Annotated in this window: 20 protein-coding genes; 8 read left to right on the forward strand and 12 right to left on the reverse strand. The window is 59.6% G+C overall.

The window, feature by feature from the left end:
• Position 1: 1 nt before the first annotated feature.
• From hisH to hisD, 6 genes are read right to left on the reverse strand one after another with little or no spacing between them, the layout of a single operon-like run.
• On the reverse strand, positions 2–637 hold the full coding sequence (hisH, locus tag NX84_RS09065) for an imidazole glycerol phosphate synthase subunit HisH (protein WP_039676019.1): 636 nt from the start codon (positions 635–637) through the stop codon (positions 2–4).
• Positions 634–1,908 carry an MFS transporter gene (locus NX84_RS09070; protein ID WP_039676021.1) on the reverse strand — a complete coding sequence of 425 codons (1,275 nt, stop codon included), beginning with the start codon at positions 1,906–1,908 and terminating at the stop codon, positions 634–636. The genes hisH and NX84_RS09070 overlap by 4 nt, the downstream gene beginning before the upstream one ends.
• Entirely contained in the window at positions 1,905–2,087 is a 183-nt protein-coding gene (locus NX84_RS09075; protein WP_039676023.1) for a hypothetical protein, read from the reverse strand. The genes NX84_RS09070 and NX84_RS09075 overlap by 4 nt, the downstream gene beginning before the upstream one ends.
• A 6-nt stretch (positions 2,088–2,093) precedes the next feature.
• Complete coding sequence (gene hisB / locus NX84_RS09080) at positions 2,094–2,726, reverse strand: imidazoleglycerol-phosphate dehydratase HisB (protein ID WP_052319729.1); 633 nt, start codon at positions 2,724–2,726, stop codon at positions 2,094–2,096.
• A 36-nt stretch (positions 2,727–2,762) separates the two neighbouring features.
• Positions 2,763–3,869, reverse strand: coding sequence for a histidinol-phosphate transaminase (locus NX84_RS09085; RefSeq protein WP_039676024.1), 1,107 nt, complete (start codon positions 3,867–3,869; stop codon positions 2,763–2,765).
• Positions 3,870–3,900: 31 nt separating this feature from the next.
• Positions 3,901–5,241, reverse strand: coding sequence for a histidinol dehydrogenase (gene hisD / locus NX84_RS09090; RefSeq protein ID WP_039676025.1), 1,341 nt, complete (start codon positions 5,239–5,241; stop codon positions 3,901–3,903).
• A gap of 162 nt (positions 5,242–5,403) precedes the next feature.
• On the opposite strand from hisD, the gene NX84_RS09095 reads away from it, so the two are divergent.
• Positions 5,404–6,327 (forward strand): YbjN domain-containing protein, encoded by a 924-nt coding sequence (locus tag NX84_RS09095; protein WP_039676027.1) that lies wholly within the window; start codon positions 5,404–5,406, stop codon positions 6,325–6,327.
• On the opposite strand, the gene NX84_RS09100 is transcribed toward NX84_RS09095, so the two are convergent.
• Positions 6,324–6,845 (reverse strand): hypothetical protein, encoded by a 522-nt coding sequence (locus NX84_RS09100; protein ID WP_231913809.1) that lies wholly within the window; start codon positions 6,843–6,845, stop codon positions 6,324–6,326. The genes NX84_RS09095 and NX84_RS09100 overlap by 4 nt on opposite strands.
• A gap of 8 nt (positions 6,846–6,853) precedes the next feature.
• A complete protein-coding gene (locus NX84_RS09105; protein ID WP_052319730.1) occupies positions 6,854–7,627 on the reverse strand; it encodes a hypothetical protein in 774 nt (257 codons plus the stop codon).
• Between the two features lie 186 nt (positions 7,628–7,813).
• On the opposite strand from NX84_RS09105, the gene NX84_RS09110 reads away from it, so the two are divergent.
• From NX84_RS09110 to NX84_RS09130, 5 genes are all read left to right on the forward strand, one after another.
• The gene (locus NX84_RS09110; RefSeq protein ID WP_039676029.1) at positions 7,814–8,338 is read left to right on the forward strand and encodes a TetR family transcriptional regulator; all 525 of its coding nucleotides are present in this window, start codon (positions 7,814–7,816) and stop codon (positions 8,336–8,338) included.
• Between the two features lie 62 nt (positions 8,339–8,400).
• Positions 8,401–10,629: a glycogen debranching protein GlgX gene (gene glgX / locus NX84_RS09115; protein ID WP_039676031.1), complete on the forward strand. Its 2,229-nt coding sequence runs from the start codon at positions 8,401–8,403 to the stop codon at positions 10,627–10,629.
• A gap of 46 nt (positions 10,630–10,675) precedes the next feature.
• Positions 10,676–12,049: an exonuclease domain-containing protein gene (locus NX84_RS09120; RefSeq protein ID WP_039676033.1), complete on the forward strand. Its 1,374-nt coding sequence runs from the start codon at positions 10,676–10,678 to the stop codon at positions 12,047–12,049.
• 129 nt (positions 12,050–12,178) lie between these two features.
• Positions 12,179–12,787 (forward strand): hypothetical protein, encoded by a 609-nt coding sequence (locus NX84_RS09125; RefSeq protein WP_039676035.1) that lies wholly within the window; start codon positions 12,179–12,181, stop codon positions 12,785–12,787.
• A gap of 55 nt (positions 12,788–12,842) precedes the next feature.
• Positions 12,843–13,847: a GTP pyrophosphokinase gene (locus NX84_RS09130; RefSeq protein ID WP_039676037.1), complete on the forward strand. Its 1,005-nt coding sequence runs from the start codon at positions 12,843–12,845 to the stop codon at positions 13,845–13,847.
• 24 nt (positions 13,848–13,871) lie between these two features.
• On the opposite strand, the gene NX84_RS09135 is transcribed toward NX84_RS09130, so the two are convergent.
• From NX84_RS09135 to ilvA, 4 genes are read right to left on the reverse strand one after another with little or no spacing between them, the layout of a single operon-like run.
• On the reverse strand, positions 13,872–14,261 hold the full coding sequence (locus NX84_RS09135; RefSeq protein WP_039676039.1) for an RNA-binding S4 domain-containing protein: 390 nt from the start codon (positions 14,259–14,261) through the stop codon (positions 13,872–13,874).
• Positions 14,262–14,268: 7 nt separating this feature from the next.
• Entirely contained in the window at positions 14,269–14,505 is a 237-nt protein-coding gene (locus NX84_RS09140) for a hypothetical protein (RefSeq protein ID WP_039676041.1), read from the reverse strand.
• Positions 14,506–14,554: 49 nt separating this feature from the next.
• Entirely contained in the window at positions 14,555–15,199 is a 645-nt protein-coding gene (locus tag NX84_RS09145; RefSeq protein WP_039676043.1) for a YigZ family protein, read from the reverse strand.
• Positions 15,199–16,482: a threonine ammonia-lyase IlvA gene (ilvA, locus tag NX84_RS09150; protein ID WP_039676044.1), complete on the reverse strand. Its 1,284-nt coding sequence runs from the start codon at positions 16,480–16,482 to the stop codon at positions 15,199–15,201. The genes NX84_RS09145 and ilvA overlap by 1 nt, the downstream gene beginning before the upstream one ends.
• Positions 16,483–16,657: 175 nt before the next feature.
• Here ilvA and NX84_RS09155 point away from each other — a divergent pair, with 175 nt between their 5' ends.
• Both NX84_RS09155 and NX84_RS12370 read left to right on the forward strand, forming a co-directional pair.
• Positions 16,658–18,655, forward strand: coding sequence for a choice-of-anchor I family protein (locus NX84_RS09155; protein ID WP_039676045.1), 1,998 nt, complete (start codon positions 16,658–16,660; stop codon positions 18,653–18,655).
• Positions 18,656–18,754: 99 nt separating this feature from the next.
• Complete coding sequence (locus tag NX84_RS12370; protein ID WP_052319731.1) at positions 18,755–19,489, forward strand: hypothetical protein; 735 nt, start codon at positions 18,755–18,757, stop codon at positions 19,487–19,489.

The following is a 19,489-nucleotide window of genomic DNA, read 5'->3' on the forward strand; positions in this document are numbered from 1 at the left end:
TTTAAAGCGTTCCAACCCAGTTCTTTAGCAGCTGCAAGCCCACGTCCCCGGACTTCTCCGGGTGGAACTGCGTAGCCCATAATGCGCCATTGTCCACGGCAGACACAAAACGGTCGCCGCCATACTCCGTCCAGGCAACCTTGGGCGGCTCAGTAATTTCGGTCTCCAGTTCCCAGCTGCGAGCAGCATAGGAGTGGACGAAGTAGAAGCGATCCTCGGCATCGATGTTGTCAAACATGCGGCTACCCTCGGGCATCTCGACGGTATTCCACCCCATGTGAGGAAGCACGTCTGCCTGGAGCTTTCCGACGTTCCCCGGCCACTCACCGCAGCCCTCCGTGTGGACGCCGTGCTCAGTACCGGATTCAAAAAGCACCTGCATGCCCACGCAAATACCCAGAACTGGGCGGCCACCAGCAAGACGCTGGCCGATAATGCGCGGCCCCTGGGCTGCGCGCAAACCCTCCATGCATGCAGCGAAGGCACCGACACCTGGGACCAGCAGGCCGTCAGCCTCGACGGCGATTGCGGGGTCCGCAGTCACAGTAACGTGAGCACCGACGCGCTCTAGGGCGCGAACCGCGGAGCGCAGGTTACCCGCTCCATAGTCCAAGATGGCAACGTTGTGCGAGCTCATCGTGGTTCCTTTCCGGGCCTTCTCGGCCGCCTAATCATGCGAAGTCGGGTTTGAATATCGTTGATTTCGCTCACGCGGGTCTTGCCCAAGGCACTATCAGCCAACGTCATGAGCAGACCCACCGCAATGATGGCAGAGCCCACGGCGAAAGCACCGTCATAGCCAGACATCGCTACGACCGCTCCAAGAGCGGTGGAGCCGAGACCGGTGCCGCCGTCATAGAAGATGTTCCACACCGCCGAACCTTCGGACAGGCGCTCACGCGGCAAGCGATCAAACATAGCCAGCAAAGCTTCGTTTTGGACGATGCCGAATCCAGCGCCGTACACCATCGTTCCGAAGACCAGCAGCCAAATCGACCATTCCTGCCACAGCACTGCGGCAATCAGGCCGACACCGAAGACAGAAAAAATCTGTGCAGGAATCATGAGCGTGCCAGGTCTGCCCGCACGGTCAGCGACAACGCCAGCCACGTAGCGGAAGATCATCGCCGCACCACCGATCACGGACAACATGAAGCCACCGAGCACAGCACCGCGTTCCGGATCGAGCTCACGCACGGCCGGGGAGATGAAGTTCGACGCCACACCGTAGCTCACCGAGAAACTCGTCAGCGCCAAGGCAGGGACGAGGACGAGCTTCCACATAGGAGCCCGTGGAGTCGTATCCGAGGGATCTGGGCTTCCCACAGGGGCCGCCTTAATCTTCGGCACCAAAATACACGTGAAGAAGCCCAGCAAGCCCAACCCAGCCGCCAACAGGTAAACGAGGTTGTAGTTATAGGCGGCAGCGACCGCAAGGCCGACCGGCAAGAAGGCCATTTGAGCTGCGCCGATAAAAAGACCGAAGATACCCGTTGCCTTCCCCAGCAGGCGCCGCGGCGTAATCTCTGCGATGAGAGCATTCTCCGCCACGGTCAGAGCACCGAAACCTACGCCACGCAGGGCAGAAAAGCCGAGGGCGATGGGGGCGGCGTCACCAAGCATATGGCCCAGCGCGGGAACACCCAGCAACAGCGCCGAGGAGGCCATAATGGGCCGGTATCCAAAGATGCGCAGCAGCATCGGCGTGATCATCTGCGTCAGCACGGTCGCCAACATGAAGACGCCGGTGGTCGCACCAGCCAAGGTCGCTGAACCACCAGCATCGAGAACCGCCAACGGCACGACCGGCAGCAAGACTGACCATGCACCGAACGCGGAGACCACCGCGATCATGGTCTCTTTAAAACCGGCGACCTTCCACACACTCGTCGGGGTCGCTTCAGTCACTTCGCCGCCACCCCTGCCGAAAAGATGTCCAGCAGCCATGCCAGCGCAGCGGCCACGGTGATGGCCGCCAGCACACCGGCTACAACGGTCAGCAGCTTCGAATCATTCTGGTAGGCCGACCATGCGCCGCCGATGAGCAGACCAGCAACGAGGAAAAGAATAAGAACAACAATGTTCATGACGGCTTAGAGGGCTCCCTTCGTCGATGGGACGCCGCTCACGCGCGGATCACGTTCAGTGGCCTGGCGCAGTGCACGGGCCACGGCCTTATACTCCGCTTCCGTGATGTGGTGTGGGTCGCGGCCATAGCGCACGTTGACGTGCAACGTCGTTGCCGAGTGGATAGCAAAGGTATCGAAGAAGTGACGGTTTATCACCGTGGCATAGTGACCACCGATAATCTGCCACTCGAGGTTCTCGGGTTCGCCATTCATGACGAAGTACGGGCGCCCCGAAATGTCCACGACGGCCTCAACCAAGGTCTCATCCATAGGCAGTAACTGGGAGCCAAAGCGGCGAATGCCGGCCTTATCCCCGAGCGCATTCAAGAACGCGCGGCCCAAGACAATGGCGGTGTCTTCGACGGTGTGGTGCGCGTCGATGTCGATATCACCCTCAGCATGGACAGTGAGGTCGAAGGAGCCGTGAGTACTCACTGCGGTGAGCATGTGATCAAAGAATGGCAGACCGGTGGAAATATCCGCCTGTCCTGTGCCGTCGAGATTGATTTCTACGGAGATCCTCGTCTCCCCCGTGGCGCGCTCAGCGCGGCCGATACGGTCACCGTTGTCCTGGCGCGCAGTTACGTCGGCACTCATATTCTCACGTTCCTCCTTCGCGTCGTGTTCATAGCGTTATCTCTTGACCATCTCTACTGTATCTGCCAAGTCCGCCGCCGCAGAAAGGAAGGCATCATTTTCTTGCGGCAGACCAATTGTGGCGCGCAGTAGTCCCGGAACTCCGTTGTCACGGATCAGAACATCGCGGTCGAGGAAGCCTTGCCACACCGCATGTTGGTCGGCAAAGCGTCCAAAGGACACAAAGTTGGATTCGCTGGGAACGACGTAGTACCCCAGCTCCTCGAGTCGATTAACCACGCGCTCACGTTCGGCCGACAGCTTCGCCACCGTGCTCAAGGTTTCATCCTTGTGCTCGATGGCCACAATGGCCGCAATTTGAGACAGCACCGAAAGGTGATACGGCAAACGCACGAGCATGACGGCCTCAACGAAGGCAGGGTCCGCCACCAAATACCCTAAGCGTCCACCGGCAAAGTCGAAGGCCTTCGACATCGTGCGGGAGACCACGAGCTTGGTGGGATACTTCTCCAGCAACGTGGTGGCTGATGGCGACGCTGAAAATTCCATGTACGCCTCATCCACAATGACGATGCCCGGCGCGGCCTGAATGATCTTTTCTACCAGCTCAATCGGGGTGACATCACCGGTGGGGTTGTTCGGGGTGGTGATGAAGATGACGTCGGGCTGGTGCTTCTCGACGTCCCTCAGCGCCGCCTCTTCATCAATCCGGAAGTCCTCATCACGTGGGGAGGAAATGAATTCCGTCTGCGTACCGGCACACAAGATGGGGTGCATGGAATAGCTCGGAGTAAAACCGAGTGCGCTGCGTCCAGGACCGCCGAAAGCCTGCAAGAGCTGCTGCAAAACTTCGTTGGAGCCATTGGCTGCCCACACGTTATCCACACTCACAGCCACGCCGGTCTGCTCAGAAACGTAATCTGCCAAGGCGGTGCGCAGCTCCACGGCATCGCGCTCCGGGTAACGGTTGAGCTCGGTCGCGTGCTTCTCGACGGCCTTCACCATATCCCGTACCAGCGCCTCCGACGGCGAGTACGGGTTCTCGTTGGTGTTGAGCTGGTTCGTGACCGTCAACTGCGGTGCGCCATAGGCGCTGGAGCCGCGCAGTTCTTCACGCAGGGGAAGATCTTTCAACTCAGCCATGGTATCGGCCTCCTCAAGTGGTGCTAGCTCTTTAATTCTTGGGTACGTTCGAGTCATCGAAGCGAGCGGCAATCGCCTCACCGTGCGCCGGAAGTTCCTCAGCGGCGGCGAAGGCAATGACCTTATCGGCCACCTCCCCCAGCGCCGAGCGGTCGTATTCCACAAGGTTGACTGGACGCAGGAACGTGTGCGTGGATAGGCCCGCGCTGAATCGTGCCGTGCCGGAGGTCGGCAAAACGTGGTTGGAGCCTGCCGTGTAATCACCCAACGGCACCGGTGAGTTGTCGCCCACAAAGATGGCACCCGCATGGCGGATGCGTTCGGCCACCTCACGGGCGTTCGCGGTGTGAACCTCCAAGTGCTCGGCGGCATACGCATCAGCCACGGCAATGCCCGCCTCGAGGTCGTCGACAAGCACAATGCCGGACTGCTCGCCGCGCAGCGCCTCGGCAGCACGCTCGGCATTCGCCGTCGCGGTGTAACGCTGCGCTACTTCCGCCGCCACGGCCTCTGCTAGTTTTTCGCTGGCGGTAATGAGAACCGACGCTGCCATCGGGTCGTGCTCCGCTTGGGAAATAAGGTCATACGCAACGTACACGGGATTTGCCGTGTCATCAGCCAGAATGGCGATCTCAGTCGGGCCCGCCTCGGCATCGATGCCCACCACGCCCTGCACAGCTCGCTTAGCTGCGGCCACGAAGACGTTGCCTGGACCAGTAATGATGTCGACTGGCTCAAGCGCTTCTTCTCCCGTGGCTGGCTCATCGTCACCATAGGCCAGCAGCGCGATAGCCTGTCCGCCACCAACCGCCCAAACCTCGTCCACGCCCAACATGTGACAGGTTGCCAGAACCGTCGGGTGCGGCAGTCCGCCGAAGTCTTTCTGTGGCGGGGAGGCCACAACCATAGCCTCAGCACCGGCTTCCTGAGCCGGGACGGCGTTCATGATGACTGAGGAAGGATAAACTGCCTTGCCGCCAGGCACGTAGAGACCTACGCGTTCGATCGGCTGGAACACCTCCGTGACCGTGGCGCCAGGAGCTAGCGTTGTGGTGTGCGAGGACGGATTCTGGTCCGCATGCACAGCGCGCACACGGGTCATGGATTCCTCGATAGCGGACCGGACCTGAGGATCAATGTCCGCTGCAGCCTTCTCAAGGGCGTCCGCACTGACACGCACCGCTTCCGGGCGTACGCCATCAAAGCGCTCGCCAAAGTCGAGGGCTGCTGCCGCACCACCGTTGCGCACCGCCTCCACCATAGGAACAACGGTGTCCATGACTGACGATACATCCGTCCCGCCACGCGGCAGGACTCGTCGCAAGCGGGAGGTGCTGAGCTTTTCTCCGCGCAGATCAATGGTTCGTAGCATGGCAAGGCCCCTTTAATAATATTTATAATATGCAGCGGTTTCTATACCTTCCCATTACTATACCTGCGCCAAAAAGCCAGCGGGCCCCAAGGTGCAGGTTATAGAATGTGTCACTAATAACACATTGAGGCACCACACCAATTGGTGAAGAGAGGCGGCGAGATGAATAACGACGCCGACGAGCACGACGGCCAGGCCCACTCCGAGCTACTCACACGCGTAGAAAAGCTCGCGCACTGTGAAGAGCTGGACTGCATCCGCGTTCATGCCGACGAACTCCTCTTTCCCCACTCACCGCTAGGTGAAACACGCGCCTATATGGATACAGAAGGCGAGCCCATTCTGCGCTTCTACACCACCCATAACGGCGTTCTAGGCTTCGGTGAAATTCCAGAGCTCAGCGAGTTTGTCAACGACTGGAACCATGACTGCCTCTCACCCCATTTGGTACTCAATTACTCCTCCCCCACTGAGGTTGAGGTGTGGGGTCATTCCTTCCTCGTCGTCCATCAGGAACCCACCACAGCGCAGCTTGCGGCATCCGTCCTACCTGCTTTGTTCAACGCCGGAGCGTGCCTCGAAGAGCTCGCCTCCCGATTCCCAGCCCTCATGTTGCCACGTCCACCAGCGCCGGACGAACCTTCAGAACTCGATGGTCCCGTAGCAACCGTCGACATCGCTCGCTTGGAGGAGCTCTTACCTTCGCTCGGGATCACGCGGTTTCAAGCTGATTCCACAGACGCACTTTACGCGTGGATTAACGATGTCCTCTTTGCCTTCGCCATCGATTCCGGCCCCAGCCTCATCATCAAAGGTCATTGGGACCCCAACTTGCCCGGCAGCGAGTTTTCCAGGATTTTCCTCATTTGCAATGACTGGAACCGCACCAATCACTCCGCCTCCGCGTTCTGCCACTCCAACGTCGATGGGCTCCAGGTTCGCGTGGACTATGCGGTGATGACGGGAGCAGGGCTTTCCGACGTCCAACTGGTCACCACCCTAGGTCGCGGCATCAAGCACGTGCTCCATGGCATCGACGACATTTCGCACGATGCTGTGGGCTCCTCCCCTGTTGTATGGCCCTAGTCAGTGTCTTCCGGCAGTGCACCAAGACCGGGATCGGGATTGATAAAAACTGCAGACCAGTAGGCAAACATAGCCATAAATGGTGCCACCAACCATCCAATGGCCGGGGTGAATTTAGGAACGAATTCGACGAACTCGCCAGGATTCTCCGGAGCCGAGGTCGCCGTGACTCCTCCACAAACGTAGAAGGCCGCTGCGCCAGCGAGGCAGACCACGCCAGACCAGACCAATACGCCGACTCCGCGGTAGCGCTCACCACGCAGATAGGCCACCGTTCCCATCACCACGCCTAGTATTCCAGTGATGATGACGAAGGTAATGAAGGACAGGAACTGAACGTTGGCACCGTTGCTCAACGCATAACCCCCGCCCTCTACTCGATGGCCTTCAAGCGTTGGCCGCCATAGACCCCACAGCGCGCCCGAGATACTAAAGATAAGGAGTGCCAACGCGAGCAACCCCGCGCCAAATCCGATGGCGCGGGGTATGCGAAAGCTAGGTGCACGTAGTGCAGTCACGAGCTGTTTTAGTTGCAGAAGGTCCAGTTACCGTTCTCACGCTTGAAGCGCATGGTGGAGCTGTCCAAGCCCTTGCTGGTGTTGACGTTCACGGTTGCGGAGGCGGAGTCACCGTCAACAACGACGTCGTTGATGGACTCAACACCGGTCTGGGTCCAGTCGAAGCCCTCCATCTGAGAGGTATCAGCACCGGAGGCGGCCATCATGTCCTTGAGCTGGTTCATCGGAACGTCCGGAATCTGGTTGTAGTCAAGCTCGCTTAGACCAGAGTTCGGGTCGTTGCGCACAGCTTCACAGGTGTGATCCGGCAGGTACTTCACGAAGCTACGCATGGTCTGCTGGTCGTACATACCGCGAACCAGTCCGTTGATGCCGTCGATGTCTTCCTGGCTAGCTTCCTGGCCCTGAATGGGCTCTACCTTCGGCATGCTCTGGAAGGGGTCTACGCCGTTCTCGAACGGGTTGGCCAGAGTCTGGTCAGCGCCTTCCTCAGCCGGGGCTTCCTCCTCACCCTCCGGCTTCGGATCCTGGCCCTCGCCTTCGTTCTTCTCTTCGCCTTCCTTCTTGTCCTGCTCCTCGCCTTCCTTCTTCTCTTCGCCTTCCTTCTTGTCCTTACCCTCGGAGGTCTCACCCTCCTTGGCCTTGGTCGTGGTGGTGGTCTTCACAGCGGAGGATGCAGCGTCAGCTACGTCTTCGCCTTTGTCGCCGCATGCAGTCAAGGTCAACGGTGCAACCAGCGCGACTGCAATGAGGGACTTTTTAGCGGGGGTCAGGAAAGACAAGGGATAACTCCTAATTTTCTAATGATGAGAGTGACAGATTGCACGCTCGTGTGCAGTTCACATAACCCTAACAAGCAGTGGTTGAAGAATTCATGACCTAAACCTTGAAGGTTCCTGTGAACCCCACTACTCTTTTTTACTCACAAGAGCCACACTGAGACCACGAGACCCGTACAGTAGTCTGTTGTGCACCTTTCTCGCGACGCTATTGTTTCCACGGCCCTCGAGCTCCTCACGAGCTACGGGCTGGCTGATGTCACCATGCGGCGCGTCGCTACCACCCTCGGTGTGGCTCCTGGCGCATTGTACTGGCATGTAGCCAACAAGCAGGCGTTGATTGCCGCCATGGCCACCGAAATCATCTCGCCGGTTTCCGGAGACACCCCTGCCGAGTTGGCGAGCTCCCTCCACCGCGAGCTCAGCCGTTGGCGCGACGGCGCGGAGGTAGCCATCGCCGGTGCTGCTTTCCCCGAGTCCACAACCCGCGCAGACCTCGAGGAGCTTTTCGCCGCAGCGTTGGAGCGAGAGGTTCCGGAGGGGACGTCGGAAAGCATCGGCGTTGCCGCACGCACCTTGATCCATTACGTCCTCGGCGCCACCTTCTTGGAACAATCCCATGCCCAGTTGGGAGGCGTCTCTGCATCGGCACACACTGATGACGCCTCCATCCGCGCCACCGAACTCGTGGTCGCGGGATTACGTGCGCTCTAAACTCACCTGCGCCGATAGTTTAAGGTCAGCCGCATTCCCCAGAATTGGCTAAGCTGAACCCCATGACTGACACCCGTGCCGAAGCACCCCATTCCCGCCAGGTGTGGCCTGGTTCCCCATCCCCACTCGGTTCCACCTTCGATGGAGCCGGTACCAACTTCGCTATCTTTTCCGAAGTCGCTGAGAAAGTCGAACTCTGCCTCATAGATCAAGACAACAACGAAGAGCGCATCGAACTCACCGAAGTCACGGCCCACGTGTGGCATGCCTACCTCCCCAACGTCACCCCCGGCCAGCGCTATGGCTACCGTGTCCATGGTCCCTACGATCCCGAGCAAGGCTTGCGCTGTGACCCCTCCAAGCTGCTTGTCGACCCCTACGCCCGGGCCTTCGACGGCGACTTCGACGGGGACGCCTCACTGTATTCCTATGACATCCATGCCGAAGAACCAGGCACCGGCCGCAACGAGGAAGACTCGCTGGGCCACACCATGCTCTCAGTTGTCATCAACCCGTTCTTCGAGTGGCACGGCGACAACCGCCCCCATACCCCGGATAACGAGACCATCATTTACGAAGCCCACGTTAAGGGTATGACGATGACCCACCCGGAGGTCCCCGAAGAACTCCGCGGTACTTATGCCGGCATGGCGCACCCGACCATCATCAATTACTTCAAGGACCTTGGCGTAACGGCAGTGGAGTTGCTGCCCGTCCACCAGTTCCTTCAGGATGATCGCCTACGTCAGCTGGACCTGCGCAACTACTGGGGTTACAACACCTTTGGCTTCTTTGCCCCGCACGCAGACTATGCCTACGCCAAGAAGCCCGGCGAGGTCGTTGCCGAGTTCAAGGCCATGGTTCGCGCCTTCCACGAAGCCGGCATCGAGGTCATCCTCGACGTGGTGTACAACCACACCGCTGAAGGCAACCATATGGGCCCCACCATCGCTTTCCGCGGCATTGACAACCACGCTTACTACCGCTTGGTGGATGACAACCCCGAGCACTACATGGACTACACCGGCACCGGTAACTCCCTGAACGTACGCCACCCACACTCGCTGCAGCTCATCATGGATTCCCTGCGCTACTGGGTCACGGAAATGCGTGTCGATGGTTTCCGCTTCGACTTGGCTTCCACTCTGGCGCGTGAACTGGATGACGTCGATAAGCTCGCCACCTTCTTTGATTTGGTGCAGCAGGACCCCGTGGTATCCAAGGTCAAGCTCATTGCTGAGCCGTGGGACGTGGGGCACAACGGCTACCAAGTTGGTAATTTCCCGCCGATTTGGAGCGAATGGAACGGCAAGTACCGCGACACCGTCCGAGACTTCTGGCGCGGTGAGCCTGCCACCATGGGTGAGTTCGCCTCTCGCTTGACTGGCTCTTCTGACTTGTACGCCAACAACGGCCGCCGCCCCACTGCGTCCATCAACTTCATCACCGCGCACGATGGATTCACGCTGCGTGACTTGGTGACATACAACGAAAAGCACAACGACGCTAACGGTGAAGACAACCGTGATGGCGAGTCCCACAACCGTTCCTGGAACCACGGTGTGGAGGGGCCGACTGACGACGAAGAAATTAAGAAGCTTCGCCGCCGCCAGGTCCGAAACTTCCTCACCACCCTCCTGCTGTCTCAGGGCACCCCGATGCTCTGCCACGGTGACGAGCTGGGCCGCACGCAAGACGGCAACAACAACGTCTATTGCCAGGACAACGAGATTTCCTGGATTGACTGGTCCATGATGAATGAGGAAAAGAATGCCGCCATGCACGGCTTCACCAAGCGCCTCATCAACATCCGCCGCAACCACCCGGTCTTCCGCCGGCAGCGCTTCCTGGCCGGTGGCCCCTTCGGTTCTGATGTCAAGGACCGTGATATCGCGTGGCTCGTGCCTTCTGGCAAGCTCATGACTCCAGAGGACTGGGACTTTGAATTCGGTAAGGCCCTCATGGTCTACCTCAACGGCAATGCGATTACGGAAACCACTGCCCGTGGTGAGCGTATTACGGATGATTCCTTCATCATGATCTTCAATGCCCACCACGAGGACATCGAGTTCACTCTTCCCACCAAGGACCTGGGTGCTAGCTGGCGCCTCATCGTGGATACGTCCGATTCCGGCGGTTACCCGGACGAGGAGAAGATTATTGACGCTGCCGGAACCATCGTGGTTCAGCCGCGTACGACTCTTATCCTGCGCCAGACCGAACCACCAGTGTTCGATGAAGCCGACGAGGCAACAGAAGCCGCTGACTCTTCCGAATCGAACGAGAACTAGACTGGCTTCTCATCCCCAGTCTGAAATGATGCCCTGAAAGGAATCCGTGTCCTATACCGCCCACGGTGCCGTCGTTGACGTCACCGCCGATGCTCTGATTCTTCACCGCTCCCAGCTTGCAGCTTCCCTTGGCGCACCAGCCCACGAGGAAATCCCGCTGGCTGGGGCCACGGGGGTAGAGTGCTCGGCACCGACGGCAACAAGTTTCGGACAGGTTGTCGTGCGTGGCGAAAGCGATACCGAACTCACTATCATTCGTATCGCTCCCGGCCAGGACTCGGAAGGACTAGCTTCCGCAGTAGAGGCTGTTTTGCGCGGCGAGACACCAGCCGTCAGCGCAGGTGTCAAAGGGCTGAATTTCACCGCCGTTGACGTGGAAACCGCCAACGATAACTGGGGTTCCGTGTGCCAGATTGGTGCGGTCCGTTTCCGCGATGGTGAGGAAACCGAATCCCGCACGTGGCTGTGTACTCCTCCGCCCGGTTTGGAGCACTTCGACGAAGTCAACGTCAGCATTCACGGAATTACGGCGGATGACGTTGCCGATGCCTCTCCTTTCGCGGACGCCGCTGCGGAGCTCTTCGAATTCCTCGGCACGGACACCCTTGTTGCCCACAATGCGCAGTTCGATTCAACTGCACTGCGCACGGGTCTGCGCACGGCCAAGGCTCCTGTTCCGGATGTTCGCCTCGCGTGTTCTTTAGCCTTGGCACGCGACGCCTCCCGCGCCGGCGTTATCGATGTGGCCAACCACAAGCTACCCACTGTGGCGTCCTTCGTCGGTGCGGACGACTTCCAGCACCACGAGGCCACCGCCGATGCCCGCGCGGCTGGCGCCATCGTCACCGGTCTCGCCCGCCGTTTCGGACACTCGGGTTCCATCGAGGACCTTTTCACCACCCGCGAGTTTGCTTTGGGCAGCTTAAGCGAAGAATCCGTCATTCCGATGTTGCGCGCTAACACTGCTCCACTATCCGCTGCGGATCTGGGTGCCGGCACAGATTTCCGTGATAACACTCGCATGGCCGGCACCGAAACGAGCTCGAAGAAAAAGAGCTCCGGCTCCCAGGACCGTCGCGGCCCAGCGCCCTGGCAATCAGTCGCTACCCCAGACACGATTCCGGACCCTAACCCCTACGCTGACCCTGAGGGCGCACTCTTTAACCAACACGTCACCCTCACCGGTGACTTTGAGCCTTTCGATAAAGGCCTGTTGTGGTCCAAGATTGCTGAGCGCGGCGGCCAGGTGGGCAAGAACGTGACCAAGAAAACCACCATCCTCGTCGTGGGACAGTGGGCTACGAAGACCTCCAAGGAAAAGCGCGCCGAAGAGTTACAAGCCAAGGGCCAGGACATCGCGATTTGGCCGGTGGACAAACTTCTCTCCGAACTCCAACTCGACGAAGCACCACCGTTTTAAAGGCACAACCGGCACGGCGTCTTGTCTAGCTCACGGAAATTTTTCCCGAAAGGCTGGGAACCAACGGGCATGTGGCGCAGTCCAATAAGGGCAAGAAATTCTTAAGCTCTACCCTTACTGGAGAACGCCATGACCGTTGTAGCGCCTTCTGCCCTCGATGTTGACCGCCTTTTACCGTCTTTGTGCCCGAGCAACGAGCTCAGCGGTGTGAAACTCTGTGATGACGGATTTGGTGACTCCCCTGCCAGCATCCAGCTTTCCCGCACGCTTTCCATGACGTTGACTCATGGCGAAGGTTCTTCGGTAAAACGCGTCAGCCAGCGTGCACTCGACGATATGGGGCTCACGGTTCGCCAGGCATGGGACGCCTCATCGCTCAACCTGCAGCGCAGGGCCCTGACGGACCAAGGGTTGCGCTTCTTTACTCGCCCTGCCGAACACAGCCTGCCCGGTGCTGAGGGCAGCGTGGAGGTTCGTGCGCACCGCTGCTCTATCTCCGCGTGGTTGGCACACCCCCAAACGTTCGTCATTGTGGATAATCACCTTCGCCGTCTGACCCAAGCTCAGCGCATCACGTACCTCGTTCCCGACGCACACACGCTATTCGCTTTGACTGATACTCCTGACAGCACAGCAACCGCGTTAGCCGGCCGCGCTAGCGAACTGCGCCCACGCCATCGCCCCACACTGAGCCTGCGCCCACTAGTATTGGCTAACGGCTTTCCTTTGGAGGTATAAAACAACCTCCTTTTCCCCCTCACCGCCGTGGCCGAAAGGAGTCGTGTTCATAGCGATGCCCGAATCCCCAATTTCTCGCCTGAGCAATCAATACCACTCCTGGGTTCACGCACACCCCACTGCAGCACAAGATTTCCTCGATGCCATCGAGGACTTGCTTAACGACGCCGGCATTATCTTCGACCGCGTGGCTACCCGCGTCAAGCAGTGGCCTTCTCTTAAGGCCAAGGCGAAGAAACGTCGTGAGAATGGCGAGCTTATGTACCCCGCACCGTGGGACGACATCCACGATGTTCTCGGCGTGCGTATCAACGTCTTTCACTCCACCATCATCCCGGAAACTATTGAGGTTTTGGGGGAAACCTTCAAGGTTGTGCGCTCCGTGGACAAGGCCGCGGAGACCCGTATTTCCGGCGGTTTTGGCTACGGCTCCCACCATCTCGTTCTCACGGTCACTGAAGATAGCGCTGCTGCCCTCGATGAGCTCGAGCCTTATGTGGGCTGGACTTTCGAGGTACAGATCCGCACTGTCCTGCAGCATGCTTGGGCAGAGTTTGAGCACGATATTCGCTACAAGCAGGGGCCGAACCCACCTTCTCCGCAGGTCGATCGTCTCTTTACTCTAGCCGCAGGTCTCATTGAATTGGCTGACCAGCAATTCGATGAAATCGCAGCGCTCAAGGCCCCCAGCACGGAAACCGATGAGGACATTGAGCTCACCGCGGAGACCCTACCGGGTGTGCTTGCCATCATTCTGGGTAGCCGCTTCCCACGCTCACGCTCGGAGCACTACCGCTTCCTGGCGGAGCTGCTAGAGAACAACGGCATCAACCGTTTGAGCCAGCTCAAACAACTCTTGGATGATGATGACATCGCCCACGTGCACGACGCTATGCGCTACCGCTTCCGCCCCGGGCAGGTCAGGCTTATCGACGACTTGTTGCTCAACAAGTTCGGTTCCCAGCACATCGACGCCACATATGAAGCAGGTGACCGCCCGGACCGCAAGCGCCGCTTGATCGCGCGGCTCAAAGCCCTGAAGAACGTCTCATCGAACTAGCAAACCCGAGACAACGAGGGAAAGCTAGCCGCGATTCCTCCCCAAAAACTTGTCCATCTGCCGGCGTTCCTTCTTCGTGGGACGGCCGGTGCCCCGGGCGCGGACGGGGACGGAGGGAAGGAATTCCTTCGGCGGGGGCGGCGGGGCGTGGTCGATGTAGCAGGTACGTGCCACGGGAGCGCCCACACGCTTCGATACGGTGGCAAGGACCTCGAGGTCATGCTCGTGGTGGTTTCGCCACACGCGTACGCGGTCGCCGGGGACAACCTGCTGGGCGGGCTTGGTGGCGTTGCCGTTGAGTTTGACGTGCCCAGCGCGCACTGCGGTGGCGGCCTCCGAGCGGGTCTTGAACATGCGGACGGACCATACCCAGGCATCGATGCGGACTGGGCGCCCGTCGGGCTGGTTGACCATACGGCTCTTAAAGGTTGTGGTTTTCGTTGACGATCTTCTGGATCTTTACCCAGTTATAGACGCCACCGACCACGGCAACGACGAGGCCAATGGCCATCCACGTCCAGAACCCAGTAAGCGCCCAGCCCAGCAGGATGCCGCCACCGATGCCGCCCACCACGGCAATGGCGCCGTTGCGAGCGTGCGTGCGTACAGCCTGCTTCCGCTTTTCAATGGGGTTATTGGGGCGTCGCTGCATAGTCATGCTGCCAATACTACAAGGCAACCACGCCGTGCGAGGAACTAGTGACGCGCTAGTGCGAAAGCTCCACCCAGGCGCTGCCGGCTTCCTTCGGAGCAACCTCACCTTGGGTCAAGGCGGCCAGTGTGGCCGCGAGTTCTTCCTCGTCACCCGGGGCGACGGAGACGGTAAAAGTCACTGCTTGGCCGTAAGCAGTATCGACAAGGTCCACGCCGCGGTTGCGCAGGTCCGCCTCCAAGCGGCCGGCATCGGCATGGGAGACCTCCAGCGTGTAGAGCTCACGCAAAGCGCGGGTGGCGCGCTCGACGTGCTCCATCGTCTCACTCACAGCGCCGCCATAAGCGTGGACCAAACCGCCCGCGCCCAGCTTGGTGCCACCGAAGTAGCGCACCACCACCGCGCAGATGTCCAGCATCCCGGACCCTTTGAGGACGTCAAGCATGGGTTTGCCTGCGGTGCCGGAGGGCTCACCATCGTCAGAGGAGCGTTCCACTGGGTTCGAGGCATCGACGTGGTAGATGTACGCCGAGCAGTGATGACGAGCATCCGGGAAGCGCTCCCTGGCAGCGTCAATGAACGCGCGTGCTTCTTCCTCATTTGTCACGCGCCCGATGAAGGTGATGAAACGGGAGCGCTTAATCTCAATCTCGTGCTCGTAAAGCTCGCCGGCAACGGGGCGCTGATAACTGTCCAGCATTATGCGACGAGGAAGTCGTACTCAGGAGTGCCAGGCTTCAACTGCTTGCATTGCAGCTTGGAGTCTGCCAATCTGCGCAACAATCCATCAATGCCGGCGGCGGATCCCAGCTCAATACCGACGAGCGCCGCACCGGTTTCGCGGTTGTTGCGCTTGAGGTACTCGAACAGGGTGATGTCATCCTCTGGCCCAAGCACATCTTGGAGGAAGTGGCGGAGCTGACCCGGTTCCTGCGGAAAGTTCACCAGGAAGTAGTGCTTAAGACCTCGGTGTACGAGGGAGCGCTCCATGATTTCGGCGTAACGCAATACATCGTTATTTCCGCCGGAGATAACGCACACGACGGTCGATCCCGGCTGCAGCTTCAGGGAGCGCAGACCGGTCACACTCAACGCGCCGGCGGGCTCCGCAATGATGCCTTCGTTCTGATACAAGGCCAGCTGCTCCGTGCACACCGCACCTTCGGACACATTATCCCAGTGCAAACGCCCCTGGTTGGCCTCCAGAATCTTGAAAGGTACGTCACCAATTCGCTTCACTGCAGCACCATCGACGAAGGGGTCCACGGTCTCCAGCGTCACTGGTTCGCCAGCGTCGAAAGCAGCGCTTAGCGACGCCGCCCCGGCCGGCTCAATCCCCACCACCGCAGTGCGGGGAGCCATGTCTGCAAGGTAGGACGTGATTCCGGAGATGAGTCCGCCTCCACCCACTGGAACCACCACGGTGTCGAGGGCCTTGCCCAACGAGGACAGCTGCGCCACGATCTCGGCAGCCACGGTGCCTTGACCGATGACGGTATCGCGGGCGTCGAAAGGCTCGATGAAGAATGCTCCACGCTCAGCGGCATCAGCATGAGCGGCAGCCGCCGCCTCATCAAAATTAGCTCCGGTGACGACGAGCTCCACGAAGTCACCGCCGTGAACGAGGATGCGGTCACGCTTCTGCTTCGGCGTAGGTTCCGGGACGAAAACCTTGCCTTGAATTCCCATGGTCCGGCAGGCATAGGCGACGCCTTGAGCATGATTGCCTGCCGACGCCGTCACGATGCCCTGCGCGCGCTCCTTGTCACCAAGGTTGGACATTCCATAAATGGCGCCGCGGATCTTGTACGAGCGCACATCCTGGAGGTCCTCCCGCTTGAGATAGACCTCGTAGCCGGTCTCCTGGGACAGGCGTGGGCAGTACTGCAGTGGGGTCGGAGCAATCTCCGAGCTAATCCGCGATTGGGCCAACTGGATGTCGGAGGCGTGGACTGGCTCGAAGTCTTCCGGGGTACGTGTCATGAGGGCTCATTCTACGCTCTACAGAGTGCCCTGCATGCATTACCTAGCATTCGACCGATTCACCAAAGGTTTACTCAAATCTTCCCCTGTCGTTACTCTCTGTTCTCCGAAAGGGGACGGTGTGACACGTACGGTGGTGCGGAATCTTTGTCGTCTCAACGCTAGGAGTTCTTCTATGTCTCGCTCTTTCTCTCGCCGCGCGCTTGCCCTGTGTGTCGCTACCGCCACCAGCGTAAGCTTGGCCGTTCCGGCAGCTTCCGCCAAGATTGTGGACAACGTCCACGTGCACTCTGCGGCTAACGCTAGCCTAAAGGTCAGCCCTATCGGCACCTACGAATCCGGCGTATACGAAGAGTCCGCTGCGGAGATCGTGGCCTTCCACCCAGCATCCAAGCGCATTCTGACCGTCAATGCCCACGCCGGCCAGATTGACGTTATCGACGCCGCCGACCCGACCAATCTACAGCACATCGGCTCTATCTCTGCTGGTGACAGCAAGGAAATTAACTCCGTGGCCGTGCGCCCGGACGGCCTGGCTGTCGCCGCCGTTCAGCAGGAAGACAAGACTGAGAACGGTGAAGCTCTGTTCTTCAACGCTGCCGCGGAGAACCTGGATTCCGCAGAGCTCGGCCGAGTTGCGGTAGGCGCTTTGCCGGATAACGTTCACATCACCGCTGACGGTGGTTACGCGCTGGTGGCCAACGAAGGCGAGCCGTCCGACGAACTCAACGCCGAGGGCACCGATTACGTGACTGACCCGGAGGGTTCGATTTCCGTTATCGCGCTGCCGAAGGATGTTGCAGCTCCCTCCGAGGCTGACGCCCGCATCGCGGATTTCACTGCCTTCGATGACCAGGAGCTTCCCGAAGGTGTGCGTGTCTTCGGCCCATCTGGCCATGACTCCAAGCCTTCTATCGACTTCGAGCCAGAATACATCTCCTCCCAGGACGGCAAGGCATTCGTGACCTTGCAGGAGGCCAATGCCATTGCCATCGTCGATATCGAGTCCGCCACCGTCGAAAAGATTGTCCCAGCCCACGTTGCTGACCACAGCAAGACTCCGCTCGACCCGTCCAATAAGGATGACAAGGCCGAGCTGCGCACCATCCCGGTGAAGGGCCTGTCCATGCCGGACTCGGTCGGTGCTTTTACTACCGGCGGCCAGACCTACTTCGCTACCGCTAACGAAGGCGATGCCCGCGAGTGGGGCGTGAAGGAAAAGGATGGAGGCTCCGGTGTCTACACCGACGAGGTAGAGCTCAAGGACCTCATCGAGGAGGGCGCGGTGTGCGAGGGCGCGCTTGGCGACGTCTCCGCGGAAGACCTCGCCGACAAAAAGCACGCCGGCAACCTGAAGCTCACCAATGCGTCCGGCTGGAATGAGGAGAAGGGCTGCTTCGACGAGCTGTACTCCTACGGCTCCCGCTCCTTCAGCATCTACGACGCTGAGGGCAACGTTGTCTTTGACTCCGGCGCTGAGTTTGAGCAGATCACCGCTGAGCTCAACGAGCCAGGTATCTTCCACCACAACGCTGACAACGAAGAAGCAGAGTTCGATGACCGCTCCGACAACAAGGGCCCCGAGCCGGAGGCACTCGTCGTTGGTACCGTCGGCGAGCGGACCTACGCTTTCATCGGTGCGGAGCGCGTAGGTGGCATCTTCGTCTACGACGTCACCGACCCGGCCAACGCTTCCTTCGTCACCTACGTCAATAACCGTGACTTCTCCACCGATGAGTACGCCGATGCTGGCGACCTTGGCCCAGAGGGCTTCGCCTTCGTCGACAAGAAGGACTCCCCCACTGGTGAGTACCTGCTCGTCGTGGGCAACGAGGTCTCTGGCACCACCACCGTGTACTCCGTTGAGGACCTCCTCACCGTCGAGGAAGACGAAGACGCCGACCAGGGCGACGGCAAGGACACGGATAAAGACAAGGACAAGGACGAGCAGGACACTCCGAAGAAGCCAGGCAACGATGCCGGTAAGGACGGCAAGGGCTCTGCAGACAAGAGCTCCAGCAGCGTCTCCGGCGGCATCATCGCTGGTTCCGTCATCGGCGTCATTGCTGCGCTGGCCGCCACCATTGGTGTGCTGCGCGTCCCGGGTATCCGCGAGACTGTCCTGAGCCTTGCACCAGCTCCGCTGCGCGCTCAGTTGGAGAAGTTCCTCTAAGCCCTATCCACCCCGCGGGAAGGGCTGCTACATTGAAGTGAGCTTTTCCAAGAAGCCCTTTCACACCTGTCCTTTCCCTTCCCAAGGAGAACCCTCGATATGCGTCTTTCCACCTCCCTCGTCGCCATTTGTGCCACGACCATGGCACTGGTCACCCCACTGGCCGCTGCTGATGATTCCTCTGCGTCAGCCAGCTCGACCGCGACAGCCACCTCAACCGTGGCTGACTCGGCCTCCCCGGAGTCCGCCACGCAGGACGCCTCCGAGGAAGCTTCCGAGGAGAAGGCTGCTGAAGACGTATCCGAGGAGAAGGCTGCCGAGGAGGCCGCGCAGGAGACGGCAAAGGACTCTTCCAAAGCTCTGGGAAGTTCTCTGAATGTTGGCCATACCAGCACCAAGGATCTCTCTCAGGAGTGTGCCGACCAGGTCAACCAAGCGCGTAAGGACCACGAGGCTGCCGTCGCTGATGGCACCGCAGGTTCGTCGTTCATGGGCCCACAAGAGCTGGCCAACGGTGTGCTCAACGGCTATGGCTCCTCCGGCATGCCGGACACCCCGGATTGCGTTGCGGAAGAAAAGGAAGCGAAGCTGCAGAAGGACTGGGACGAGATGCCCGAGTTCGTTCAGTCTGCACGTCCAACGGAAAAGTCCAAGGAGATTTACGCCTGGGTTGGCGGTGCTCTGGCATTGCTCTCCGTGGGTATTCGAGTTCTCGTCGTCGCCGCTGAGTTCGACCCGTCCATCCTGAATGGTCTGCGTGCCTTCCTCAAGAGCATGGGCTTCTACTGGGATAACTCCAAGAAGAAGGAAGAAGTCGAGAAGGCCGAAGACTAA

Origin of the sequence: Corynebacterium minutissimum (assembly GCF_000805675.1) — a bacterium.
Lineage (GTDB): Bacteria > Actinomycetota > Actinomycetes > Mycobacteriales > Mycobacteriaceae > Corynebacterium > Corynebacterium minutissimum.

Coding starts and splice junctions, on each gene's coding strand:
- hisH (WP_039676019.1), bottom strand. CDS start 637: ATGAGCTCGCACAACGTTGCCATCTTGGACTATGGAGCGGGTAACCTG.
- NX84_RS09075 (WP_039676023.1), bottom strand. CDS start 2,087: ATGAACATTGTTGTTCTTATTCTTTTCCTCGTTGCTGGTCTGCTCATC.
- hisB (WP_052319729.1), bottom strand. CDS start 2,726: ATGAGTGCCGACGTAACTGCGCGCCAGGACAACGGTGACCGTATCGGC.
- NX84_RS09085 (WP_039676024.1), bottom strand. CDS start 3,869: ATGGCTGAGTTGAAAGATCTTCCCCTGCGTGAAGAACTGCGCGGCTCC.
- hisD (WP_039676025.1), bottom strand. CDS start 5,241: ATGCTACGAACCATTGATCTGCGCGGAGAAAAGCTCAGCACCTCCCGC.
- NX84_RS09095 (WP_039676027.1), top strand. CDS start 5,404: ATGAATAACGACGCCGACGAGCACGACGGCCAGGCCCACTCCGAGCTA.
- glgX (WP_039676031.1), top strand. CDS start 8,401: ATGACTGACACCCGTGCCGAAGCACCCCATTCCCGCCAGGTGTGGCCT.
- NX84_RS09125 (WP_039676035.1), top strand. CDS start 12,179: ATGACCGTTGTAGCGCCTTCTGCCCTCGATGTTGACCGCCTTTTACCG.
- NX84_RS09130 (WP_039676037.1), top strand. CDS start 12,843: ATGCCCGAATCCCCAATTTCTCGCCTGAGCAATCAATACCACTCCTGG.
- NX84_RS09135 (WP_039676039.1), bottom strand. CDS start 14,261: ATGGTCAACCAGCCCGACGGGCGCCCAGTCCGCATCGATGCCTGGGTA.
- NX84_RS09140 (WP_039676041.1), bottom strand. CDS start 14,505: ATGACTATGCAGCGACGCCCCAATAACCCCATTGAAAAGCGGAAGCAG.
- NX84_RS09145 (WP_039676043.1), bottom strand. CDS start 15,199: ATGCTGGACAGTTATCAGCGCCCCGTTGCCGGCGAGCTTTACGAGCAC.
- ilvA (WP_039676044.1), bottom strand. CDS start 16,482: ATGACACGTACCCCGGAAGACTTCGAGCCAGTCCACGCCTCCGACATC.
- NX84_RS09155 (WP_039676045.1), top strand. CDS start 16,658: ATGTCTCGCTCTTTCTCTCGCCGCGCGCTTGCCCTGTGTGTCGCTACC.
- NX84_RS12370 (WP_052319731.1), top strand. CDS start 18,755: ATGCGTCTTTCCACCTCCCTCGTCGCCATTTGTGCCACGACCATGGCA.